General features: G+C 36.6%; 17 protein-coding genes and 1 riboswitch. Of the genes, 15 read left to right on the top strand and 2 right to left on the bottom strand.

What is annotated here, in order from left to right; genetic code table 11:
• Window positions 1–62: 62 nt before the first annotated feature.
• Window positions 63–1,616, bottom strand: a complete 1,554-nt coding sequence (gene hcp, locus C8E03_RS12850; protein WP_334294027.1) for a hydroxylamine reductase — start codon at window positions 1,614–1,616, stop codon at window positions 63–65.
• Between the two features lie 91 nt (window positions 1,617–1,707).
• A complete protein-coding gene (locus tag C8E03_RS12855) occupies window positions 1,708–2,823 on the bottom strand; it encodes a glycoside hydrolase family 88/105 protein (protein ID WP_110291215.1) in 1,116 nt (371 codons plus the stop codon).
• A gap of 213 nt (window positions 2,824–3,036) precedes the next feature.
• On the opposite strand from C8E03_RS12855, the gene C8E03_RS12860 reads away from it, so the two are divergent.
• The 15 genes from C8E03_RS12860 (at window position 3,037) to pknB (ending at window position 23,334) form a co-directional block, all read left to right on the top strand.
• A complete protein-coding gene (locus C8E03_RS12860) occupies window positions 3,037–5,661 on the top strand; it encodes a glycoside hydrolase family 28 protein (RefSeq protein ID WP_110291216.1) in 2,625 nt (874 codons plus the stop codon).
• A gap of 77 nt (window positions 5,662–5,738) precedes the next feature.
• Window positions 5,739–5,879 carry a six-cysteine ranthipeptide SCIFF gene (gene scfA, locus C8E03_RS12865; protein ID WP_094376656.1) on the top strand — a complete coding sequence of 47 codons (141 nt, stop codon included), beginning with the start codon at window positions 5,739–5,741 and terminating at the stop codon, window positions 5,877–5,879.
• A gap of 146 nt (window positions 5,880–6,025) precedes the next feature.
• A complete protein-coding gene (gene scfB / locus C8E03_RS12870; RefSeq protein ID WP_094376657.1) occupies window positions 6,026–7,417 on the top strand; it encodes a thioether cross-link-forming SCIFF peptide maturase in 1,392 nt (463 codons plus the stop codon).
• A gap of 18 nt (window positions 7,418–7,435) precedes the next feature.
• Window positions 7,436–9,592, top strand: a complete 2,157-nt coding sequence (gene secD / locus C8E03_RS12875) for a protein translocase subunit SecD (protein WP_110291217.1) — start codon at window positions 7,436–7,438, stop codon at window positions 9,590–9,592.
• A 52-nt stretch (window positions 9,593–9,644) separates the two neighbouring features.
• Window positions 9,645–9,715: riboswitch (Fluoride riboswitch) on the top strand.
• Window positions 9,716–9,826: 111 nt separating this feature from the next.
• Window positions 9,827–11,002 carry a cation:proton antiporter gene (locus tag C8E03_RS12880; protein WP_110291218.1) on the top strand — a complete coding sequence of 392 codons (1,176 nt, stop codon included), beginning with the start codon at window positions 9,827–9,829 and terminating at the stop codon, window positions 11,000–11,002.
• Between the two features lie 158 nt (window positions 11,003–11,160).
• Window positions 11,161–11,910: a hypothetical protein gene (locus C8E03_RS12885; RefSeq protein ID WP_242993532.1), complete on the top strand. Its 750-nt coding sequence runs from the start codon at window positions 11,161–11,163 to the stop codon at window positions 11,908–11,910.
• Window positions 11,911–12,078: 168 nt separating this feature from the next.
• On the top strand, window positions 12,079–13,545 hold the full coding sequence (locus C8E03_RS12890) for a UDP-N-acetylmuramoyl-L-alanyl-D-glutamate--2,6-diaminopimelate ligase (protein WP_242993536.1): 1,467 nt from the start codon (window positions 12,079–12,081) through the stop codon (window positions 13,543–13,545).
• 4 nt (window positions 13,546–13,549) lie between these two features.
• A complete protein-coding gene (gene priA / locus C8E03_RS12895; protein WP_094376661.1) occupies window positions 13,550–15,775 on the top strand; it encodes a replication restart helicase PriA in 2,226 nt (741 codons plus the stop codon).
• Window positions 15,776–15,787: 12 nt separating this feature from the next.
• The gene (gene def / locus C8E03_RS12900) at window positions 15,788–16,261 is read left to right on the top strand and encodes a peptide deformylase (protein WP_094376662.1); all 474 of its coding nucleotides are present in this window, start codon (window positions 15,788–15,790) and stop codon (window positions 16,259–16,261) included.
• 1 nt (window position 16,262) lies between these two features.
• Window positions 16,263–17,204, top strand: a complete 942-nt coding sequence (fmt, locus tag C8E03_RS12905; protein WP_110291220.1) for a methionyl-tRNA formyltransferase — start codon at window positions 16,263–16,265, stop codon at window positions 17,202–17,204.
• A gap of 176 nt (window positions 17,205–17,380) precedes the next feature.
• Window positions 17,381–18,088 carry a zinc metallopeptidase gene (locus C8E03_RS12910; protein WP_110291221.1) on the top strand — a complete coding sequence of 236 codons (708 nt, stop codon included), beginning with the start codon at window positions 17,381–17,383 and terminating at the stop codon, window positions 18,086–18,088.
• Window positions 18,081–19,442: a 16S rRNA (cytosine(967)-C(5))-methyltransferase RsmB gene (gene rsmB / locus C8E03_RS12915; RefSeq protein WP_094376665.1), complete on the top strand. Its 1,362-nt coding sequence runs from the start codon at window positions 18,081–18,083 to the stop codon at window positions 19,440–19,442. Before C8E03_RS12910 ends, rsmB begins: the two co-directional genes overlap by 8 nt.
• A gap of 14 nt (window positions 19,443–19,456) precedes the next feature.
• Window positions 19,457–20,509, top strand: a complete 1,053-nt coding sequence (gene rlmN, locus C8E03_RS12920; protein ID WP_110291222.1) for a 23S rRNA (adenine(2503)-C(2))-methyltransferase RlmN — start codon at window positions 19,457–19,459, stop codon at window positions 20,507–20,509.
• A gap of 3 nt (window positions 20,510–20,512) precedes the next feature.
• Complete coding sequence (locus C8E03_RS12925; RefSeq protein WP_094376667.1) at window positions 20,513–21,256, top strand: Stp1/IreP family PP2C-type Ser/Thr phosphatase; 744 nt, start codon at window positions 20,513–20,515, stop codon at window positions 21,254–21,256.
• Complete coding sequence (gene pknB, locus C8E03_RS12930) at window positions 21,250–23,334, top strand: Stk1 family PASTA domain-containing Ser/Thr kinase (RefSeq protein ID WP_110291223.1); 2,085 nt, start codon at window positions 21,250–21,252, stop codon at window positions 23,332–23,334. The genes C8E03_RS12925 and pknB overlap by 7 nt, the downstream gene beginning before the upstream one ends.
• Window positions 23,335–23,337: the final 3 nt, after the last annotated feature.

Consider the following 23,337-nt stretch of genomic DNA (forward strand, 5'->3'; position numbering starts at 1 on the left):
TGACAAAAATTCAACGTCCTGCATTGTGTTAGTGTTAATAAATATCGCATGAATTGTTTGCTTTATCCAAGAATTTTAGCCAGATCTTTATCCGGTGTGCTAATAGGGGTAATATTATACTGATCAACAAGGATACTTAATATCTTAGGAGAAATAAATGCAGGCAGTGTGGGACCAAGATAAATATTTTTGATTCCAAGGTATAAAAGGGTTAATAGGATACAGACCGCCTTTTGCTCGTACCAAGACAAAACGAGCGTGAGGGGTAAGTCATTTACGCTGCACTCAAATACCTTTGAAAGAGCCAGAGCCACTTTGATTGCACTATAAGCATCGTTGCATTGTCCCATATCCAGGATACGAGGAAGACCACAGATTTCTCCGATATCAAGGTCATTAAAACGATATTTTCCACAGGCGAGCGTAAGTATGATGGTATCTTTTGGAGATTGCTTAACAAAATCAGTATAGTAGCTTCTACCAGGAGCAGCACCGTCACATCCTCCTACCAGAAAGAAATGTCTTATCTTACCGTCTTTTACGGCCTGAATGATTTTATCAGCAACCCCAAGAACAGTTTCATGAGCGAAACCGGTTGTAACCGTAGAGCCTTTGTTGATACCGGTAAGATTCATTTCTTTCTCATAGCCACCGCATTCAATTGCTTTTGTAATAATCGGTGTGAAGTCTTTATCCTCTCCAATATGAACAAGTTCGGGATAAGAAACAACCGATGTTGTAAATACTCTGTCTTTATAGCTTTCTCTAACCGGCATCAGGCAATTGGTTGTAAATAATATTGGTGCGGGAATATTGTGAAATTCTGATTGCTGGCTTTGCCAAGCTGTTCCAAAATTGCCTTTTAGGTGAGAATATGCCTTTAATTTTGGATAGCCATGGGCAGGAAGCATTTCACTGTGTGTGTATATATTAATTCCCTTATCTTTTGTTTGCTCAAGCAAAAGTTTTAAATCGTATAAATCATGACCACTGACTACGATAAATGGACCTTTTTCTATTGTGAGAGGTACTGTTGTGGGTACAGGAGCACCATAGGCTTCGGTATTAGCTTTATCAAGCAGCTCCATACATTTAAAATTTATTTCGCCAGTCTTTAATACCAGAGAAAGCAACTTCTCTAAATCATAATTCTCTCCAATCGCATACAGTCCTTCGTAAAAAAATTGGTTAACCTCATCATCTGTCTTACCAAGTACCATTGCGTGATAAGCATAGGCCGCCATACCTCTTAGTCCAAACAGAATTAGGGATTTTAAAGATCGTATATTTTCATTATCATTCCAGAGACATTCCATGTCATAATCTTCATATTTCTGGGCGTTAATTTTCCCTCTTTCTTCATGTATCTTGGCTGTAAGTTTTTTGATGGTGTCATTAAAAAAGTTTACATTTGTTATCGTAGTGAACAGACCTTTTATCACAATTTCGTCTGTATCGTACGTTTTGTGCCCTGATTTAGCAGACCTTGCAAGTCCGATTAAGGCACCGGTTAATGCATCTTGATAATTTGCGGTATCTGACTTTTTGCCACATACGCCAGCTTTACCTTCGCAACCAGTATTATGTGCGGTCTGCTGGCACTGAAAACAGAACATATCTTTCATTTGCAATCCTCCATATGTTAAATAGGTTATGTTAGGTAGTCTTTACGATGAAAGAAATAATATTCATTCTGTTTTGATACATTTATACCAAAGCTTCACATAGAGCAGAAAGTGCCAGAGACTGCCCATATGCCATTGGCGCAATGATTATATTTTTATAATGATTGGCATCGTATCCCATACCTGTTCCTGCCGATACATTTAATACTGTACCGTCTGTATCAATGTTTTGGCAGATAGCCTCAATAGCTTTGTCGGCATAGGTCTGATAGCTGTCATCTAAATAGCCTGATTTAATTGCTTTAAGAATACCAGTCACAATGGCAGCTGAACCAGATACTTCTTCGTAACTTGTGTTGTCGGTTAATACAGTGTGCCATAAGCCACTGGGGGCCTGAAGCTTAATTAATGCATTGACTTGTGCCTTGAATGTATCTAATAAATATTTTTTAATACCTATATCCAAAGTAGCTTTGCTTGTCTCAAGAAAATCAATAATTCCGAAAGTAAACCAAGAGTTTCCACGACACCAGAAGATTTCTCCGAAGTTACTGTTTTCATTAAAACTCCAGCCATGATAGAACAGTCCTGTTTTCTTTTCGTATAAATATTTGATATGGATTAGCATTTGATGAGTGGCTTCACTGATAAAATCCTGACGATTGTATTTATGCCCCATTTTATTTAAGAAAAGAACCGTCATAAATATAGTATCAATCCACATTTCACTTTCGTTTAAGTGAACACCCTGACGATTTCCAATTGCGCTGGTTACATGCTGAAAAGCACCTTCTTTTGTACGTGGAAGATCATTGATAAGCCATTCAGCTCTTTCCATACAAAGCCTTTCATAAATTGGGTTATTTAATTCATTGCATAAATCTACAAGAGGAAGAAAAGGAGCTGTAGTATTTACATTTTTGGATGGAAGGCCAATTTCTAGGTTGGATTGATACCAGTCTTGAAAAAAGTCATGATAACGTCCATCATTGTAGAAATCCTCAAGCTTTTGTAGTCCATAAAGACCAACACCCTGCGGCCAGTCCCATTCCTTTATTCCGAAGTCTCTTGGAATTAAGCCTTTGGAAAGCTCAGCTTTGTTTGTAATATCAGTTTTACAGTCAGGAACTCCTAGATTCATTAATTTATCAACCAATAGGTTGATTTTTTGTAGCAAAAGGTCATTTGTTGCTTTCATAGTTTCCTCCGTTTATATGATTAAAGTAAATTATGAGTCAGACATGTTGATACCTGTCTGATTGTTTGAAGATTGTAGAGCAGTCAATTTAAAATTGCATAATAATATAATACAAAACAAATCAACAAAAAACAATAAAAAAATAACAAATTATTCGTGGCAAACGCAAAAAAATAGTGCTAATCTATACTTATTATTATTCAGGAGGTAGAAATGAACATTAAACAAGCCACAGGCGCTACAATAACGTTTGAAGACTTATACAAAGAGAAGACATATTTGATTACTGACTTTGGAGCGAAACCAAATGAAGAGCCATTAATGAACACAAGGGCAATTCAAAATGCCATAGAAAGTGCCTGCCTTGCCGGCGGTGGTACCGTTGTTATTCCGAATGGTGATTTTAAAATTTATACAATTCGATTAAAGAGTAAAGTTAATCTTTATCTTGCAAAAAATGCAGTTTTACACGCGGCAAGAACTCAAATTACGAATTCCTATCAGAGACAGCAAGGAGAAGGTGGTAATTATGATGAGCCTGAAATTAATCTTTATGCAGGACTGCAAGACCATGGACACACATATTTTTCAAATAGTATGATTTATGGTAAAGAGCTAGAAAATGTTATGATTTATGGAGAAGGGCTCATTGATGGAAGCCGTATGGATGATAAAACGGGATATCGGGAATATGTTTTGCAAGGAGGAGATCCTTTCGACAATCCAATGAGAAAGGAAAAGGGGCATATCGGCGAATGGTTTGGGAATAAAGCGATTGCACTTGTCAGGTGCAAGAATATTGTTTTAAAGGGTTTTTCGGTTTTGATAGGTGGACATTTTGCAATTATAGCTGAGGGAGTTACAAATCTATTGGCAGATCATATTCTGGTTGATACCACAAGAGATGCCTTTGACATTGATTGCTGCCAAAATGTGACGGTGAGAAATTCTTTGTTTAATTCACTCACAGATGATGCATTGGTTATGAAAGCATCCTATGGTGCAGGGGCTTTTATTCCTACGAAAAATATATTGATTGAAGATTGCATGGTCTGTGGATATGATGCAGGCAGTGTTTATGCAGGAAAATTTACAAAGGATAAATTGGTCGCAACGGATCGATGTGGTCCGACTGCAAGAGTGAAGCTTGGTACAGAATCTACCTGTGGCTATGATTTGGTTACCATTAAAAGAGTGAGGTTTGAGCGTTCCAGAGGCTTTGCGCTGGAGGCTGTGGATGCTTCTGATTTAAGCAATATTGTTTTTACCGATTGTGTTATGGATAATATAAGTAGTTCTCCTATTTTCATACGGGTGGGAGAAAGAGGACGTTATCCAGTTACCGGAAACAGTGAAGAAGAGATTGTAAATGCCAAAATAGGTAATGTTAGGTTGGATAATACAAACTGGGTTTTGCCAAATACCAAAGATTATGAATGCTATCCTGCAAAAAGATATGTTCCTTCTTATAATAAAGATCAAAAAGTCACGGTTGACGAAAAATCAAGTTTTTGCATTGTCAATCAAGAAAATCCATCTCATATCAATTACGCTAATATCATGGAGGAGGATGGTGCGTTCTATTTGATCGTATATGATGAAGAGCAGAAAAAGTATCTACCAGACAAGTCAAAGCAAATCCCAAGGGAGGAGCTTGTCTTGTATGCAAATGCAGTTGGGAAAGGAGAAATGCCCAAGGTTTATAACATTGAAATCAGTAATATTAAAGTGACAAATGCGGATCCTAGATATCCCATTCTGCTTATGGGATTGACGGATGCACCAATTCAAAATGTTTCCATAAAAAATATCGAGGTTGAATATCGGGGCGGTATGAAGATGGAGCATGCAATAGAACAAAGGCAGCTCAATACGAACTGGAAATATGTTCAATATGAAACCAAAAGTTCTATACAAACCTTGCCATGGCTAGTAAATACATTTTTCCTTAAGGAGGAAGGTTTGCTGCCAAGGGTAGATTGGAATCAGGAGAGTAAAGAGTGGAAAGACGATCCTTATAATGTGCCAGAATTACCTACAGTTTATCCAGAACCTAGCAATTGGGGGATTTTGCCTGCATATGGCTTGTATGCAAGGCATGTGGCAGGCTTGAAACTTTCTGATATTAAACTTTACTATAAGGTAGAAGATGAAAGGCATGCAATTGTTTTGGACGATGTTAATCATGTACAGATTTGTAAGTTAGATGCTGCTGTTAAAGAAGATGTAGAGTGTATTGCTATAGTTACGAATCATTTTAAACGACATACTAACCGAGAATATATATTAAATGAATCATATTTTACAACACGGGTAGAAAGCATGCAAATATCGGAAGACGTTTTAATTAAGGAGGTCATTGTGAATGCCCCATCACCCGGAACGCCAAAGGATCGTTGTTATCCATATGAAACGCTTCCTATTCCTCAAAATGGCTATACCTATAAAGTACCTACTGACAAATATCCATTACCGCAGACAGTTTTTCGTCCTTTTCTTGCTGCTATGGAGGAGGTGATTGTACGACCTAAAGAAGAATTAACACTATCGCTGCAGATACGTTATCCAGCAAGGGAAGCTGTAATGGAGGAAGCTGACAGCCACATATATAATGAAGAACTTACGCAAAAAGAATATGTAGTAAAAGGAATTGAGAAAGAATTAAAAGTATATGCTGAAAATCTTCCCGAGGGTGCAAGATTTGATGGAGAAAACTATCTGTTAAGCTGGAAGCCTAATATAAATCAGGTTGGCGATTATGAAATTTTAATTATAATCGACGACGGATTCATAAAGGAAAAGAATAAACTGTCTATAAAAGTAAAAATAAACAAATAAAATACTTTTAAAAATAAAAAAGGTGTGATATAATAACGAAGATGTGGCTTTTAGCCAATACTTAAGGAGGTATAAGAATGAAACATATTAAAACATTAAATACGAAAAATTTAAAAAATACAATGAAAAAGGGTGGTTGCGGCGAATGCCAGACTTCTTGTCAGTCGGCTTGTAAGACTTCTTGTACAGTTGGAAATCAAAGCTGCGAAAACAAATAGCATTGGTTGCTTAATAGGTGAGGATGTATGTTAAGTGAGTGTGCTTTGAATTTATATATCCAGATAAATTCAAAGCACACTCATTTAGGGTATGATACAAAGACAACCTGCAAAGTAAAGCTTTGCTTTGAAAGGAGAACATAAGCGTGGTTCATCAATACAAAAATAATGGTTACAATATTGTACTTGATGTCAACAGCGGAGCGATTCATGTAGTTGATGATTTGGTTTATGATGTAATTGCATTATTGTGTGAAAACGCTTCTTTGGATGTTTCTCAATATATATCAGACCGTACTTTTGAAAATGATTTGAACAATCATTTGAAAGGACACTATAGTAGAGAAGAAATTAAGGAAGCGATTCGTGATATTAAGGAATTAGTAGAGGATGAATCCCTTTTTACTAAAGATATATATCAAGAATATATTATGGATTTTAAAAAGAGAAAGACAGTAGTGAAAGCGCTCTGTCTTCATATCGCCCATGATTGTAATCTTGCCTGTAAATATTGCTTTGCAGAAGAGGGAGAATATCATGGTAAAAGAGCAATTATGAGCTATGAAGTCGGGAAGAAAGCATTGGATTTTCTGATTGCGAATTCTGGAAACAGAAAAAATCTGGAGGTGGACTTTTTTGGCGGCGAGCCTCTTATGAACTGGCAGGTGGTAAAAGACCTGGTTATATACGGAAGAGAACAGGAAGTAATACACGATAAAAAGTTTCGGTTTACACTAACTACAAATGGTGTTTTGCTAAATGAAGATATTTTGGAGTTTGCGAATCAAGAGATGAGCAACATTGTCTTAAGTATTGATGGAAGACCAGAGGTTCATGATTATATGCGTCCTTTTCGAAATGGGAAAGGAAGTTATGAGTTAATTATTCCTAAGTTTATTAAGACGGCTGAAAGAAGAAATCAGACAAATTATTATGTAAGAGGTACCTTTACGCATCATAATCTGGATTTTTCCAATGATGTACTACATTTAGCTGATTTGGGCTTTAAACAAATATCGGTAGAACCTGTTGTATCGGCAGACGAAGAAGAATATGCAATTAAGAAAGAGGATATTCCTCAGATATATGAAGAATATGATAAGCTTGCCAAAGAAATGATACGAAGGGAAAAAGAAGGAAATGGATTTAATTTTTTCCATTTCATGATAGATTTAGAGGGTGGTCCTTGTGTTGCTAAACGTTTGTCAGGATGCGGTTCCGGGACAGAATATCTGGCGGTAACTCCATGGGGAGATTTGTATCCATGTCACCAGTTTGTGGGAGAGGAAGGCTTTCTCATGGGTAATGTGGAGGAAGGAGTTATAAATACAGAGATTCGGGACGAGTTTAAGCTTTGTAACGTCTATGCAAAGGACAAGTGTAAGAATTGTTTTGCAAGATTCTATTGCAGCGGAGGCTGCGCAGCTAATTCCTATAAGTTCCATGGCTCCATTACGGATGCTTATGATGTGGGCTGTGAGCTTCAAAGAAAAAGAATAGAATGTGCAATCATGATAAAGGCTGCGTTGGCAGAATAAAGAGAGAGAAGGGAAAAAATGAAAAAAAACAAAGGCATACTAATCCTGGTTATTACTCTTTTCATTATAGTGGGGTTAGGTTTTACTTCAGCATTTGGTATAGGAAAAACGCATACTGGAGCTGCAAAGAATATTAATTTGGGGTTGGATTTGGCCGGTGGAGTAAGTATTACTTATCAGGCGGTCGGAGAAACTCCAACGGAAGAACAAATGAAAGATACTGTATATAAGCTGCAAAAACGTGTGGAAAACTATAGTACAGAATCTGAGGTGTATCAAGAAGGCGATGATAGAATTAACGTAGAAATTCCTGGCGTTTCTGATGCAAATACAATTCTGGAAGAGCTAGGAAAGCCGGGTTCTCTTCAGTTTCAGGATACATCTGGAAACGTATTGTTGGAAGGCTCAGATATTGCAACTGCTGAGGCACAGATTACTCAGGACAATATGAAAAACAAAGAGTATGTTGTGGCATTGACTTTAACAGATGAGGGTGCGACTAAGTTTGCAGAGGCTACGGCAGCTAATCTGAATCAACAGATACCAATTGTATTTGATGGCGAGGTGATAAGCTCTCCGGTTGTACAAACAACTATTACAGGAGGACAGGCGTCCATTACCGGTATGGAGAGCTATGAAGCTGCTGAAACACTTGCTTCCACGATCCGAATTGGTTCCCTTAAGGTGGAGCTTGAGGAACTTCGCTCTAATGTAGTTGGAGCTAGATTGGGACAGGAGGCAATTAAGACAAGCTTGACGGCCGGAGCAATTGGCTTGGCTTTGGTTATTATCTTTATGTGTGCAGTATATTGGCTGCCAGGATTGGCTTCTGGGATTGCACTTTTATTTTATATTACATTAGAACTTGTTATATTAAACGCATTTGATATCACATTGACTCTTCCGGGTATAGCAGGAATTATTCTTTCTATTGGTATGGCAGTGGATGCCAATGTTATTATATTTGCTCGTGTAAGAGAAGAACTGACAGCAGGAAAATCAGTTCGTACTGCTATTGATGTTGGATTTAAGAAAGCAATGTCAGCAATTATAGATGGAAATATTACAACATTAATTGCAGCAATTGTATTAGGGTTAAAGGGAACCGGTACTGTTAAAGGTTTTGCACAGACGCTTGCCATGGGAGTAGTTTTATCCATGTTCACAGCATTAATTATATCAAAATATATTATGAGAGCACTCTATGCAATTGGTTTTCAGGATGTTAAATATTACGGTATGCAAAAGGAAAGAAAAACAATTAATTTCTTGAGCAAAAAGTATTTATGCATGGCAATTGCTGTATTAGTTATTATTGCTGGTTTTGGTATGATGGCTCTGAATCAGTCTCAAAATAAAGGAACCTTAAATTTTAGTCTGGAATTTATCGGTGGTACATCCTCTAATGTCACCTTTAATGAGGAATTATCTTTGGAGGATATAGAACAGAACGTTAAACCTTTAGTGGAATCTGTAACGAATGACGGAGCAATTCAAACACAAAAGGTCACAGGTACGAATCAAGTAATTATTAAAACGAGAGAATTGAATGTAGAGGAACGAGAATCCTTGAACAATAAGCTGATAGAGAAATTTGGTATTGATAAGAGCCTGATTACGGTTGAAAGCATCAGCTCAACAATAAGCTCTGAAATGAAGAGTGATGCTTTGGTAGCTGTTATTATTTCTACTATTTGTATGCTTATTTATATTTGGTTTCGATTTAAAGATATTCGGTTTGCAACGAGTGCGGTAATTGCATTAATTAATGACGTTCTAGCAGTATTAGCTTTTTATGCAATCTCAAGGGTTTCTGTTGGAGGAACGTTTATTGCTTGTATGCTTACAATTGTTGGTTATTCTATTAATGCTACCATTGTAATATTTGACAGAATCAGAGAAAATCTAACTATTATGTCAGAGAAAAAGGATGGCTTGGAGCTCATTGTAAATATCAGCATTACTCAAACATTAACAAGAAGCATTTATACCTCCTTTACTACGTTTATCACCATATTTGTATTATATATTCTTGGTGTAACTGCAATCAAGGAATTTGCGCTTCCGTTAATTGTGGGAATTGTATATGGTGCATTTTCTTCTGTATGTATAACAGGTGCATTGTGGTATTTGTTTAAGACAAAATTAGTAAGTAAAAAAAATATTCGAAAATAAATACATTATCGTTTGACTGGAGTTGAATGATTCACAATATAGATCAATAATTTTATATTAAGGGAATGAAGTTCTCCCTAGGAATACCTAAACCGCAAAAATGCTGATGACTTCTATGATAAAATAATAAAGAGATTCTTTATTAGATGATTCATAGTGAGCGTTGGCTTTTTTGTTGTATTATTTTCAATGAATGATACAAATAAATTAATGAAAGAGTAAGGGAGGATATTTATGTTAACTAGTATAGCAATTATTTTTTTATTTGGTTTGGTACTTGGTTCGGTTTTTAATAAATTAAAGCTTCCAAGTCTTTTGGGAATGATTATAACGGGCATTGTCATAAGTCCATATGCATTTAATATGTTGGACTCATCCATACTTTTGATATCTGCTGATTTAAGAAAAGCTGCATTAGTCATTATTTTAACCAGGGCAGGATTGACATTGGATATTGAAGATTTAAAAAAAGTAGGCAGACCTGCAATATTAATGTGTTTTGTGCCGGCTTGTTTTGAAATAGGAGCAGTTGTATTGATTGGAACTCAAGTATTTGAAATGAGTGTGCTTGATACAGCTATTATGGGAAGCGTGATTGCGGCTGTGTCACCTGCAGTTGTAGTACCAAGAATGATTCGCTTGATAGATGAGGGATATGGAAAAGAGCATAGTATACCTCAGCTTATTTTAGCGGGAGCATCGGTAGATGATGTATTTGTTATAGTAATCTTTACAGCACTGATTTCATTGGCATCTGGCGAACATGTTTCTATTATGAGTTTTATACAGATTCCGATATCAATTGTAGTAGGAATTTTGATTGGAATCATAGCCGGCTTAGGATTAACAAAGGTTTTTCGAAGTTATCATATGAGAGACTCTGTTAAGGTGATAATACTATTAAGCGTATCATTTCTATTACTAGAGTGTGAGAAAAGGCTTGATGGAATTGTACCAATGTCAGGCTTACTAGCCGTTATGAGTACAGGAATAACCATATATCAAAGTGCTCGAGAAGTGGCATCACGACTTTCGATTAAATATAATAAACTTTGGATAGCGGCGGAAGTATTATTGTTTGTTTTGGTTGGTGCAACTGTTGATATTCGTTATGCAATAGAAGCAGGAGTCGTGGCAATTATAATCGTTCTTGGTGCATTGCTTTTTAGAATGCTTGGTGTCTTTACCTGCCTGATCAAAACAAAATTATCGGTGAAAGAAAAAATTTTTTGTATGGTAGCGTATACACCGAAAGCTACGGTACAGGCAGCGATTGGAAGTATACCGCTTGCAATGGCACTACCTTGCGGGCAGCAGGTATTGACGGTAGCGGTAATGTCGATTTTAATTACTGCCCCATTTGGAGCAATATGCATGGATAATAGTTACAAAAAATTACTGCAAAAATAGAAGTAGAAAAATGAGAAGAAAGTTCTAGTACAGTTATATTGATTCTTCTTGTCAAATTTGGTAAAATGATACTAACTATCAATTAATGTCTGTAGACCAACGATTGTACGTAAGTTTAGAAAGGCATGGAAGCCAGGTTTAATCAAAGGAGTGATTTTATGGCAACAATCAGTCAGATGGTTAGTTATAGCTTTAACAGCTATACCACTAACTCAAATAGCTCTACCGATTCTAATAGTGCGATTTTAAGTGATTATGCAAGTATTAAGAACGGAAGCTATAAGAAGCTTCTAAAAGCGTATTACAAAAGTATGCAGGAGTCAGATAGCGATTCATCGACTTCTACCAGCACGGATTCCACTAAGACGATAACCTCTGTTCAAAGTGCCGCTGCTAGTCTGGGAGATTCGTCAGATACGTTAACGGCCAAGGGAAGCAAGTCCATATTTAAACAAAGAGAAATTACAACAACGGATTCATCAGGGGATAAGATAACGACAACGGGATACGACAACGATGCAATTTATAAGGCGGTAAATGAATTTGTGAGCGACTATAATACAATGATAGAAGAAGGAGCAAATGCAGAATCTACTTCTATATTAAAATCCACCTTATCCATGACAAGACTATCTAAGACCAACGAAAGTTTATTAAAGCAGGTTGGTATTACAGTGGGCAGTAATAATAAGTTATCAATTGATGAAGGCACCTTTAAGAAAGCGGACATGAGTACAGTTAAAACTCTTTTTAACGGCTCAAATTCTTATGCTGCCAATGTATCAGCAAAGGCATCTAAGATAAAGAGTGCAGCCGTTTTGGAATCTTTAAAGGCGAATACTTATACAGATAAGGCAAGCTACAGCAACAACTATTCAACAGGTAATTTATTTAGCAGTTTGTTTTAATAGAAAGAAAAAAGGGCTGGGCTAAGCTGAGTTAAATCAGGGTTGCGCAGTTCTTTTTATATTTGCATCATTTATCCAGATATGTTATTCTATTAAATATGGTTAAAATCTGGCTTTGCATAGTAAAGAAAGCCAATGTCACTGCATGAATCAGGAGGAACTAGGTTGATTGAATTAGCGAAATTATTAGAACGTGTAGATTATCAATGTATTCAAGGAGACATTAATATACAGGTAGATAAAATTATATACGATTCGCGCAAGGTAGAACAAAACTCCTTGTTTTTTTGTGTACCAGGAACAGTGGTAGATGGGCATAAATTTGCGAATGATGCGATAGGAAAAGGCGCTACGGTATTAGTTGTAGAAAGAGAAATTACAGTTTTTTCACCTGCTGTCATTATCAAAGTTGATAATGTGAGAAAAGCAATGGCAGTCATTTCGGCTGCCTATTTTGACTATCCGGCAGATAAGCTTAAGGTAATCGGAGTAACGGGTACTAAGGGTAAGACAACAACGACATACATGGTAAAGTCGATTCTTGAAAGTGCAGGACATAAGGTAGGGTTGATTGGAACAATAGAGGCTATTATTGGAGACAAAGTCATACCAGCAAACAATACAACGCCAGAGTCTTTTATTGTCCAACAATATTTCAGGAGAATGATTGAGGAAGGCTGTAACATTGCAGTGATGGAGGTATCCTCACAAGGGCTTATGATGCATCGCGTTGATGGTTTTACCTTTGAATTTGGTATTTTTACCAATATTGAACCAGATCACATTGGACCAAATGAGCATGAAAGCTTTGAGGAATACATGGCCTGCAAGGGACTTTTGTTTCAGCAGTGTAAGAGAGGTATTGTTAATATTGATGATAAACATGCATTGGACGTGCTGAAAGGGCATACTTGTTTGGTTGAAACCTTTGGCTTTTCAGAGAAAGCAGATTTAAGAGCAGCAAATACACAGCTCGTATCTAGACCAGGTTATCTTGGGGTAGCATATCAAGTATCGGGGCTTATGAACTTTGAAGTTGAAATTGATGTACCAGGTAAATTCAGTGTATATAACTCGCTGACTGCGATTGCGATATGCAGACATTTCAATGTTAAGACAGACATTATCAGGGAAGCGCTTAAGACAGCTCAGGTTAAAGGAAGAATTGAGATGGTAAAAGTATCAGATGAATTTACATTGATGATTGATTATGCCCATAATGCAATGAGTTTAGAAAGTCTTCTGACAACCTTGAAAGATTATAATCCCAAAAGATTAGTTTGTTTGTTTGGATGCGGAGGCAACCGATCTAAGCTTAGGCGTTATGAAATGGGAGAAGTATCAGGCAAGTTTTCTGATTTAACGATTATTACATCGGACAATCCAAGAGATGAAGAACCGCAGGAGATTATCAATGATATTAAGATTGGTATAGGAAAGACGTCAGGAAAATATATTGAAATCATAGACAGAAAAGAAGCCATTGCCTATGTGATTGACAATGGAAAGCCGGGTGATGTTATAGTTTTGGCCGGGAAAGGTCATGAGGACTATCAGGAAATAAAAGGCATAAAATACCCTATGGATGAAAGAATTATAATTCAGGATATTTTAGAGGAAAGAAAGAGCAGGTAAATTCATGTTTGCTAATATCATTATTGATATTTCTCATGAAAAATTAGACAGAACATTTCAATATGCCATACCACTAGAATTAGAAAGTAAGATTTCAGTGGGTATGGAAGTTGAAATTCCCTTTGGCAATGCAAATCGTTTGATCAAGGGATACGTATTAGAGCTGACAAAAGTTCCTGAATTTGATATAAGTAAGATAAAACCAATTCATAGTATACTAAAAAACAGTGTTATGATAGAGGCTCAGCTTATATTATTAGCAGGATGGATGAAAGAGCAATATGGCGGAACTATGATTCAGGCTTTAAAAACAGTAATTCCTGTTAAGCAAAAGATGAAATCAAAGGAAAAAAGATGCATCAGACTATTACTGGATGAAGATGCAGCAAAGGCTCAATTAGAGATATATCAAAGAAAAAAGAATACAGCAAGATTACGATTACTTTCCGAATTGATTACAACAAAAGTTTTAGATTATGAGTTGGTTACGAATAAGTTGAATGTGTCATCAGCAGTTATTAAGGCACTAAAAGAACAAGGTATTTTAGAGGTTGAATCTGAGCAAATATACAGAAATCCTGTCAATATGCAAAAGAAAAATGTACCTGAGATTCAATTAAATGAGAAACAACTATATATAGTGGATGCCATAACAAAGGATTATCGCAATGGGGTAAGAAATACTTATTGTATTTATGGCATTACCGGAAGCGGTAAGACGGAAGTTTATATGAAGCTGATTAAAAAAGCAGTAGAGCAGGGACTTCAAGCAATTGTGCTGATTCCGGAAATATCCTTAACCTATCAAACGGTAATGCGTTTTTATCAGCAATTTGGTGAGAGAGTATCAATTATTAATTCAAGGCTTTCAACCGGTGAGAGATACGACCAGTTTGAGAGAGCTAAAAATGGTGAAATAGACGTTATGATTGGACCAAGGTCCGCATTATTTACACCATTTCGTAAGCTGGGCTTTATTATCATTGATGAGGAACACGAAGGCAGCTATAAAAGTGAAACGGTTCCTAAATATCATGCAAGAGAGACTGCAATAGCAAGAGCCAAAATGGCAGGAGCAAGTGTAATTTTAGGTTCGGCTACGCCTTCTGTAGATGCCTATTATAAGGCAAAAAAAGGAGAATATCAGTTACTTACTTTAACAAGCAGAACAAGTCAAAGTGAGCTCCCAAGTGTATATACAGTTGATTTAAGAGAAGAACTTAAGGCTGGCAACCGTTCTATATTAAGTAGAAAGCTCAGAATACTCATGGAAGAACGATTAAGCAAAAAAGAGCAGATCATGCTTTTTATTAATAGAAGAGGGTATGCAGGTTTTGTGTCGTGCAGAGCTTGCGGGCATGTAATGAAATGTCCACATTGTGATGTTTCATTATCCTCACATAATAATGGTAAATTAATCTGCCATTACTGCGGATATGAAGAAAAAATGGTAAAGCTATGTCCGAACTGCGGCTCTAAATATATTGGAGGCTTTCGGGCTGGAACACAGCAAATTGAAGAAATTGTTAAAAAAGAGTATCCCAATGCAAAAATTTTGCGTATGGATATGGATACAACGAAATCAAAGGATGGTCATGCCAAGATATTATCCGCATTTGCGAATGGAGAGGCAGATATATTAATTGGTACGCAAATGATTGTAAAAGGACATGATTTCCACAATGTAACGCTGGTAGGAGTTTTGGCTGCTGATTTATCGTTATATTCGAATGATTACCGCTGCTCTGAGCGAACTTTTCAACTTTTGACACAGGCAGCAGGAAGAGCAGGCAGAGGAACAAAAGCGGGTGAGGTAGTAATACAAACCTATAGTCCCAGTCATTACAGTGTATTGGCTGCAGAGCATCAGGATTATGAAGAATTTTATAATCAGGAGATGTCCTATCGAAGCATTGCGGGTTATCCTCCTGCTTCTAATATGCTTGCAATACTTATTACATCAAAGGAAGAAGAACGTGCTGACAATGCGGCACTTTTATTAAAACAGCAAATTGATTTACAAATGATTAAGGGGCTTGCTGCCATTGGTCCTAGTGATTGTACGATAGCAAAAATAAATGATATTTATAAAAAGGTTATTTATGTTAAGCAAAATGAGTATGATAAGCTGGTGATGGTCAAAAATAGTTTAGAGCAATATATTAACAACAATGATAGATACAAAAACATAAATGTTCAGTTTGATTTTAATCCAATGAACACATATTAAAGGAGAATCGTTATGGCACTAAGAAAAATAAGAGAATTGGGAGATAATTGCTTAAGAAAGAAATGTCGTGAAGTGACCGAAATAACGCCAAGAATTCTGGAGTTAATTGAGGATATGTTTGATACGATGTACGAAGCATACGGAGTTGGTCTTGCTGCATCGCAGGTTGGAGTACTGAAACGCATAGTCGTAATAGATACAGGAGATGATCCCATTGTCTTGATTAATCCGGTTATTTTGGAAACCTCAGGTCAACAGACAGGTGACGAAGGCTGCCTTAGTGTTCCGGGAAAGTCAGGAGTGGTTACAAGACCAAATTATGCTAAGGTGAAAGCTTTTGATACGGAAATGAATGAATTCGAATTAGAAGGAACAGAGCTGCTTGCAAGAGCAATTTGCCATGAATGCGACCATTTGGATGGTATTATGTATGTAGATAAGGTGGAAGGCGAATTGCATGATGTAGGAGCTGAAGAGGAGGAGTAATGTGAGAATAATATTTATGGGAACGCCTCAATTTTCGGTAGGAACTTTAGAAAGCCTAATTGCGGCCGGACATGAAGTGGCAGCGGTTGTTACACAGCCTGATAAACCTAAGGGAAGAGGCAAGGAGATTCAATTTTCTCAAGTGAAAGAAGCCGCATTAAGACACAAAATCCCTATTTATCAGCCAGTTAAAGTAAGAGAACCTGAATTTATTGAAATATTAAAAAACATCAATCCTGATGTAATTGTAGTCGTTGCATTTGGGCAGATTCTGTCAAAGACAATCTTAGAGATGCCAAGATACGGATGTATTAATGTGCATGCCTCCTTATTGCCAAAATTCCGTGGCGCAGCACCGATTCAATGGGCAGTTATTGAGGGGGAAAAGGAATCCGGAGTTACTACAATGCGAATGGATGCTGGAATAGATACCGGAGATATGCTTTTAAAGACTGTTGTTCCAATAACAGAACAAGAAACAGGAGGAAGTCTTCATGATAAGCTTATGATGGCCGGTGCGAAGCTTTGCGTTGAAACACTTAAGCGACTGGAAGAGAATACAGTTGTTTTTGAAAAGCAGGATGACAGCTTATCAAACTATGCCAAGATGCTAGATAAATCATTAGGAAATATTGACTGGAACAATTCTGCAGTTAATATTGAACGATTAATCAGAGGTTTAAATCCATGGCCAAGCGCTTATAGTAAACTGAATCATAAGACCTTAAAGATTTGGAAAGCGACTGTCATAGCAGAGGAAGCAGACGGAGTAGCCGGAGAAATTGTAGCTGTTGCAAACGATTCAATTAATGTGAAAACAGGAGATGGATTACTAGCCATTACAGAGCTTCAATTAGAGGGAAAAAAGCGAATGCCCGCAAAGGATTTCCTAAGAGGTGTACAGTTAGAAATTGGAATCAAATTAGGAGAAAACAAGGATTAATTGTGAAAAATATTTGAAAATCATAATTTTATCTTAAAATAGGTGTATAATATCCTAAATGTAGAAATAATACATTGTTACATGATGATATTGATATAATTTATCATTAATTTTTAATGTTAATCTTAAAATGATAAAGTTTTTTGCTTATCATTGTTTCAGAAGGAGGAATAAATATGTTAGGATATGGATATGGTTTTTATTACGACCCAACCTATATTTTAGTTATAATAGGCATTATATTAACGTTGGCGGCATCAGCCAAGGTTAAGGGGACTTTTGCCAAGTATTCAAAGGTGCGAAGCATGTCTGGAATGACGGGTGCTGATGCAGCGAGAAGAGTTTTGAATTCTGCAGGCATTTACGATGTTACGATTGAAAGAATATCGGGTAATCTTACAGACCATTATGATCCAAGAGGTAAGGTGCTACGTTTGTCTGACAGTGTATATGGCTCTCAATCTGTTGCAGCAATTGGAGTCGCAGCTCATGAGTGCGGACATGCGATACAAGATCAACAAGACTATGTGCCATTAAGAATTAGAGCATCACTTGTACCTGTTGCTAATATAGGCTCAACACTTGCATGGCCTATTATTGTAATTGGGGCAATTATCGGAGCATTTGATACGTTAGTTTTGTTTGGTATCATTTTATTTTCTGCAGCGGTGTTATTTCAATTAATAACTTTACCAGTGGAATTTAATGCTTCAAGTCGGGCAGTAGCCATATTGGATCAGACAGGAATATTAGGAAGTCAAGAAATACATGATACTAAGAAAGTGCTATCAGCAGCAGCTCTGACCTATGTGGCAAGTGCAGCAACTGCTATTTTACAGCTCTTAAGACTAGTTTTGTTATTCGGAGGAAGAGATCGTGACTAAATCAGTAAATACGAGAGAACTGATTCTGGGTATTTTATTAGAGGTGACTGAACATGAAGCATACAGTCACCTTATTATACGTAATGTACTTGATAAATATCAGTATTTGGATAAACAGGAAAGAGCGTTTATAACAAGAGTTTCAGAGGGAACCATTGAAAATATGATACTGATAGATTATATCATTAACCAATTTTCCAAGGTTTCGATTAACAAAATGAAACCGGTAATTCGTTCAATTCTAAGAATGAGCGTATATCAATTGAAATTTATGGATAGTGTACCTGATTCGGCAGTATGTAATGAAGCAGTCAAACTAGCAACTAGAAAAGGATTTCATAATTTAAAAGGCTTTGTAAATGGAGTATTAAGAAACATAAGCCGAAATTTGGAACAGGTTACATTTCCTGATGAAAAGAAAACACCTTCCAAATATTTGTCTATTATGTATTCTATGCCGGAATGGATTGTTGAAAAATGGCTGGAAGAATACGAATATCATATTGTAAAGAGGATATTAGAGGGCTTTTTGAATAAAAATAGTACGACAATAAGGTGCAATACGAGCAAGATTACGACAGAGGAACTAAAGGCTATGCTTAATCAGGAAGGAATTCAAGTAAATTCATCCAATTGCTTAGATTATGCATTAGAAATCTCTGATTATAATAGAATAAATGTAATGGAAGCTTTTAAAAAAGGCTTTTTTCAAGTACAGGATATCAGTTCTATGCTTGTTGCGGAAGTGGCAGATATCAAAGAAAATTCGTATGTTATTGATGTTTGCGCTGCACCGGGAGGCAAAAGTCTGCATGCGGCAGATAAGCTAAAAGAAACCGGATACGTAGAGGCAAGAGATTTAACAGAGAATAAGATTACACTCATTGAGGAAAATATAAATCGAATTGGCTTTACTAATATAGAAGCAAGGCAACAGGATGCACTTATTTTAGATGAAAAATCGTTAGAAAAGGCAGATGTTGTATTAGCCGATCTGCCATGTTCAGGCCTTGGCGTTATTGCAAAAAAGACAGATATTAAATACAAAATGACTCCCAAGAAGCAAAGTGCTTTGGTAAAGCTTCAAAGGGATATTCTTCATGTTGTGGGTCAGTATGTCAAACCGGGAGGCGTTTTAATTTATAGTACCTGTACTATTAACCGGGAAGAAAATTTAGAAAATGTAAGTTGGTTTATTCAAAACCATGAGTTTGAATTGGAAAGTATTTCGAATTACTTAAAGGATAAGCTTCAATGTGATACAGCAGAAAGTGGATACGTTCAGCTGCTTCCTGAGATAAATGAAACAGATGGATTTTTTATTGCTAAGCTTAGAAAAGCTGACAGGCAATAATATTTGGAGGAAATATGGAATTGATTGATATCAAATCTCTTAATATGGAGCAATTAAAAGATGAAATTGTTTCTATTGGAGATAAGGCATTTCGGGCAAAGCAAATTTATGACTGGCTGCATGTCAAGCTGGCAGAGAGCTTTGATGAAATGTCAAATATACCAGTTAGCTTAAGAGAGAGGCTGAAATTAACTTATGAAATTATTAATGTAAGTTCTATTGAAATACAAACGTCTAAGCTTGATGGAACACAAAAATACTTATTCCGGCTAAACGATGGAAATGTGATTGAAAGTGTATTAATGAGATATAAACATGGAAACTCAGTTTGTATTTCATCACAGGTTGGCTGCAGGATGGGGTGTAAATTTTGTGCCTCTACAATCGGTGGTTTAGATAGAAACCTAACTGCGTCTGAGATGCTTTCGCAAATTTATGCAATACAAAAAAGTACAAATGAGAGAATTTCTAATGTGGTAGTAATGGGAACAGGAGAACCTTTGGATAACTACGAGAATCTGCTTCGATTTATTGAAATTCTAACCGATGAATTTGGATTAAATATCAGCCAGAGGAATATTACGGTTTCTACTTGTGGAATTGTTCCTAAAATGACAGAGCTAGCGGACAGGGAACTTCAAATTACCTTGGCATTATCGCTGCATGCAACCACAGATGAAAAAAGGAAAGCACTGATGCCAATAGCAAATAAATACAGCCTTAAAGACGTCATTTCTGCCTGTAAATATTATTTCCAAAAAACGGGGAGAAGAATTACATTTGAATATAGTTTGGTAGGTGGCGTGAATGATACCAATGAGGATGTAAGAGAATTAATTGAGCTTATTAAAGGTATCAATTGTCACGTGAATTTAATACCGGTTAATCCAATAAAGGAAAGAGATTTTGTACAGTCTAATAAAAAAGTTATAGATAATTTTAAAAATAAACTTGAAAAATGCCAAATAAATGTTACTATAAGAAGAGAAATGGGCAGAGATATTGATGGAGCCTGTGGTCAGCTTAGAAAGAGTTACAAAGATAGAAATGCAGAAAGGAAGTTATAAGTAATGAAGACATTTTCCATAACGGATGTGGGACAAAAGAGAAATATGAATCAGGACTACGTATATACATCTGAAAATCCAGTGGGGAATCTTCCGAATCTGTTTGCTGTGGCTGACGGCATGGGTGGGCATAAGGCCGGAGATTTTGCATCAAAATATACTGTACAGCAATTAGTCAAATCGATTGAGTCAAATCGAGAAACGAATCCAATTAAGATTATCAGACAATCAATTGAATCAGCGAATAAAGAGCTCTTGAGTAAAGCCTGTGAAAATAATGAACTGATGGGTATGGGCACTACCTTAGTAGTAGCGACTGTAGTAAAGGATTATATCTATGTAGCGAACATAGGTGACAGCAGACTTTATATTATAGACCAAACCATTAAGCAAATCACAAAAGATCATTCTTTGGTTGAAGAAATGATACGCTTAGGAGAAATTGACAGAGAGGATGCAAGAAATCATCCGGATAAGAATATAATTACCAGAGCAATCGGAGCCTCGGAGGATATCGCAGTGGATTTTTTTGAAATGAAATTGGAGTTAAATGATATCATACTTATGTGCTCGGATGGATTAACCAATATGATAGAAGACAATGAAATATTTAAAATAGTAAAAGAAGAAAAAACACCAGAACAAAAGGCCCAAAGATTAGTTGAAACAGCAAATCAGTATGGGGGAAAAGATAATATAGCAGTTATAATAATTGAACCATGTGTGAGTGAGGTGAAGATATGTTAAGACTTGGTATGTTTATTGGTGATCGATATGAGGTATTAGAGCCAGTGGGTTCAGGCGGCATGTCCGATGTATATAAAGGAAAAGACCACAAACTAAATCGGTTTGTGGCAATTAAAGTGTTAAAAAATGAATTTAGCAATGATAAAAATTTTGTATCTAAATTTAGAATAGAGGCACAGTCGGCAGCAGGTTTAGCACATCCGAATATTGTAAATGTATATGATGTTGGAGAAGAAGAGGGGATTCATTATATTGTAATGGAACTGGTAGAAGGGATCACTCTTAAGAATTATATCCAAAAGAAAGGTAAACTGTCTGTAAAAGAAGCAATCAGTATTGCTATTCAAATGTCGATGGGGATTGAAGCTGCGCATAACAATCATATCATTCATAGAGACATAAAGCCACAAAATATTATTATTTCCAGAGATGGTAAGGTTAAGGTAACTGATTTTGGCATAGCACGGGCAGCTTCATCTAATACCATATCCTCTAATGTAATGGGATCGGTTCACTATACTTCACCTGAGCAGGCCAGAGGTGGCTATAGTGATGAAAAAAGTGATATTTATTCTTTAGGAATTACCTTATATGAGATGCTTACCGGAAGAGTTCCTTTTGATGGAGACAATACGGTAGCTGTAGCAATCAAGCACATTCAGGATGAAATGGATTCACCTCGTGTATATTCGCCTGAGATTCCAATCAGTTTGGAGCAGATTGTGTTTAAATGTACGCAAAAGAGGGCAGATAGACGTTATAGCGACATGGCAGAGGTCATTGCAGATTTAAAGAAATCATTAGTTAGTCCTGATGAGGATTTTGTAAAGCTGGTACCGGAAGAAAATAATGCTAAGACTATCATGATAACGGATGATGAGAGAGTTAAAATAAAGAGTGAAACAGGAAAACTTGGCTATGATGTAAAGCAAAAACATGATTTACAAGAAGAAAAAGATGATGGTGATGAGGACAGTGAAGAGGAAGACTTATACGAAGATGAAAGTGATGAGGAAAATGATACCTCTGAGGATATGAATCCAACTCTAGAAAAAATTATGAACGTTCTTGGAATTGTAGCAGCCATTATTATAGCGTTGATAGCAATTTATGTTGCAGCTAAAGCCTTTGGTGTATTTAATGGGTTTGGAAGCAGCAGTACGAAAAATAAAACTACAGTTGAAACAACTGAGGAAGCAACAGAACAGGTTGAAATGATTAATGTAGTAGGAAAAACCTTGGAAGAAGCGAAAACCGAGTTAAACACATTAGGACTAGGGATAAAGGATTCCTCTTATGAGAATTCCGACATGTATGAGTCTGGATATGTTATTGCACAAGATGTTGAAAAGGGTAAAAAGGTTGATAAAAACACAACAATTAATGTTACGGTCAGTACCGGAGAGAGTACATTTGATTTGACAGATGTATCTGGATTATCAAAGGATGAGGCGGTTAGTACACTTGAAAAAGAAGGGCTGACTGTTACCACTTCCTCGCAGGCAAGCACAAGTGTAGCGAAAGGAAATGTGATTTCAACATCTCCTACTGCTGGAACATCAGTAAAAAAGGGATCCAGTGTAACTGTTGTGGTCAGCAGTGGATCTGAAGAGGTTACAGTTCCGGATATTACTGAGATGTCAGAGGCCGCTGCTAAGTCTGCATTAAAATCAGCAGGGCTTGCAGTGGGAACCATTAATTCCTCTTACAGCTCTAAAATAGAAGAAGGTTATGTAATCAGTCAAAGCTATACATCGGGAAAGAGTGTGAGTGAGGGAACCGCAGTGGACTTTGTAGTTAGTATGGGGCCGGAAACAGGCACAGCGCAAGGACAATCTACAGGAACAATTCGAATTGAAAAATCTGATTTGCCAGATGATTTTGTGGATGGTACCATGCGGTTAGATTTAACTCAAAATGGGAAAACTGCCACTGTAGTAGAGGAAGATGTATCAGCTTCGGAATTTCCATATTCACGTCAGATAATTGGTGAGAGCGGAGTGACAACAGGAACAGTGAAAATGTATATTGACGGTGTTGCCGTGGATGGTACCTTTACGATTACATTTTCGGAATAGGAG

This window comes from Lachnotalea glycerini, assembly GCF_003201285.1.
Classification (GTDB): domain Bacteria; phylum Bacillota; class Clostridia; order Lachnospirales; family Lachnospiraceae; genus Lachnotalea; species Lachnotalea glycerini.

What these genes read in the sequence shown, in the direction of transcription:
- hcp (WP_334294027.1), bottom strand. Translation starts at nt 1,616, where the DNA reads ATGTTCTGTTTTCAGTGCCAGCAGACCGCACATAATACTGGTTGCGAA.
- C8E03_RS12855 (WP_110291215.1), bottom strand. Translation starts at nt 2,823, where the DNA reads ATGAAAGCAACAAATGACCTTTTGCTACAAAAAATCAACCTATTGGTT.
- C8E03_RS12860 (WP_110291216.1), top strand. Translation starts at nt 3,037, where the DNA reads ATGAACATTAAACAAGCCACAGGCGCTACAATAACGTTTGAAGACTTA.
- scfA (WP_094376656.1), top strand. Translation starts at nt 5,739, where the DNA reads ATGAAACATATTAAAACATTAAATACGAAAAATTTAAAAAATACAATG.
- secD (WP_110291217.1), top strand. Translation starts at nt 7,436, where the DNA reads ATGAAAAAAAACAAAGGCATACTAATCCTGGTTATTACTCTTTTCATT.
- C8E03_RS12880 (WP_110291218.1), top strand. Translation starts at nt 9,827, where the DNA reads ATGTTAACTAGTATAGCAATTATTTTTTTATTTGGTTTGGTACTTGGT.
- C8E03_RS12885 (WP_242993532.1), top strand. Translation starts at nt 11,161, where the DNA reads ATGGCAACAATCAGTCAGATGGTTAGTTATAGCTTTAACAGCTATACC.
- priA (WP_094376661.1), top strand. Translation starts at nt 13,550, where the DNA reads ATGTTTGCTAATATCATTATTGATATTTCTCATGAAAAATTAGACAGA.
- def (WP_094376662.1), top strand. Translation starts at nt 15,788, where the DNA reads ATGGCACTAAGAAAAATAAGAGAATTGGGAGATAATTGCTTAAGAAAG.
- C8E03_RS12910 (WP_110291221.1), top strand. Translation starts at nt 17,381, where the DNA reads ATGTTAGGATATGGATATGGTTTTTATTACGACCCAACCTATATTTTA.
- rlmN (WP_110291222.1), top strand. Translation starts at nt 19,457, where the DNA reads ATGGAATTGATTGATATCAAATCTCTTAATATGGAGCAATTAAAAGAT.
- C8E03_RS12925 (WP_094376667.1), top strand. Translation starts at nt 20,513, where the DNA reads ATGAAGACATTTTCCATAACGGATGTGGGACAAAAGAGAAATATGAAT.
- pknB (WP_110291223.1), top strand. Translation starts at nt 21,250, where the DNA reads ATGTTAAGACTTGGTATGTTTATTGGTGATCGATATGAGGTATTAGAG.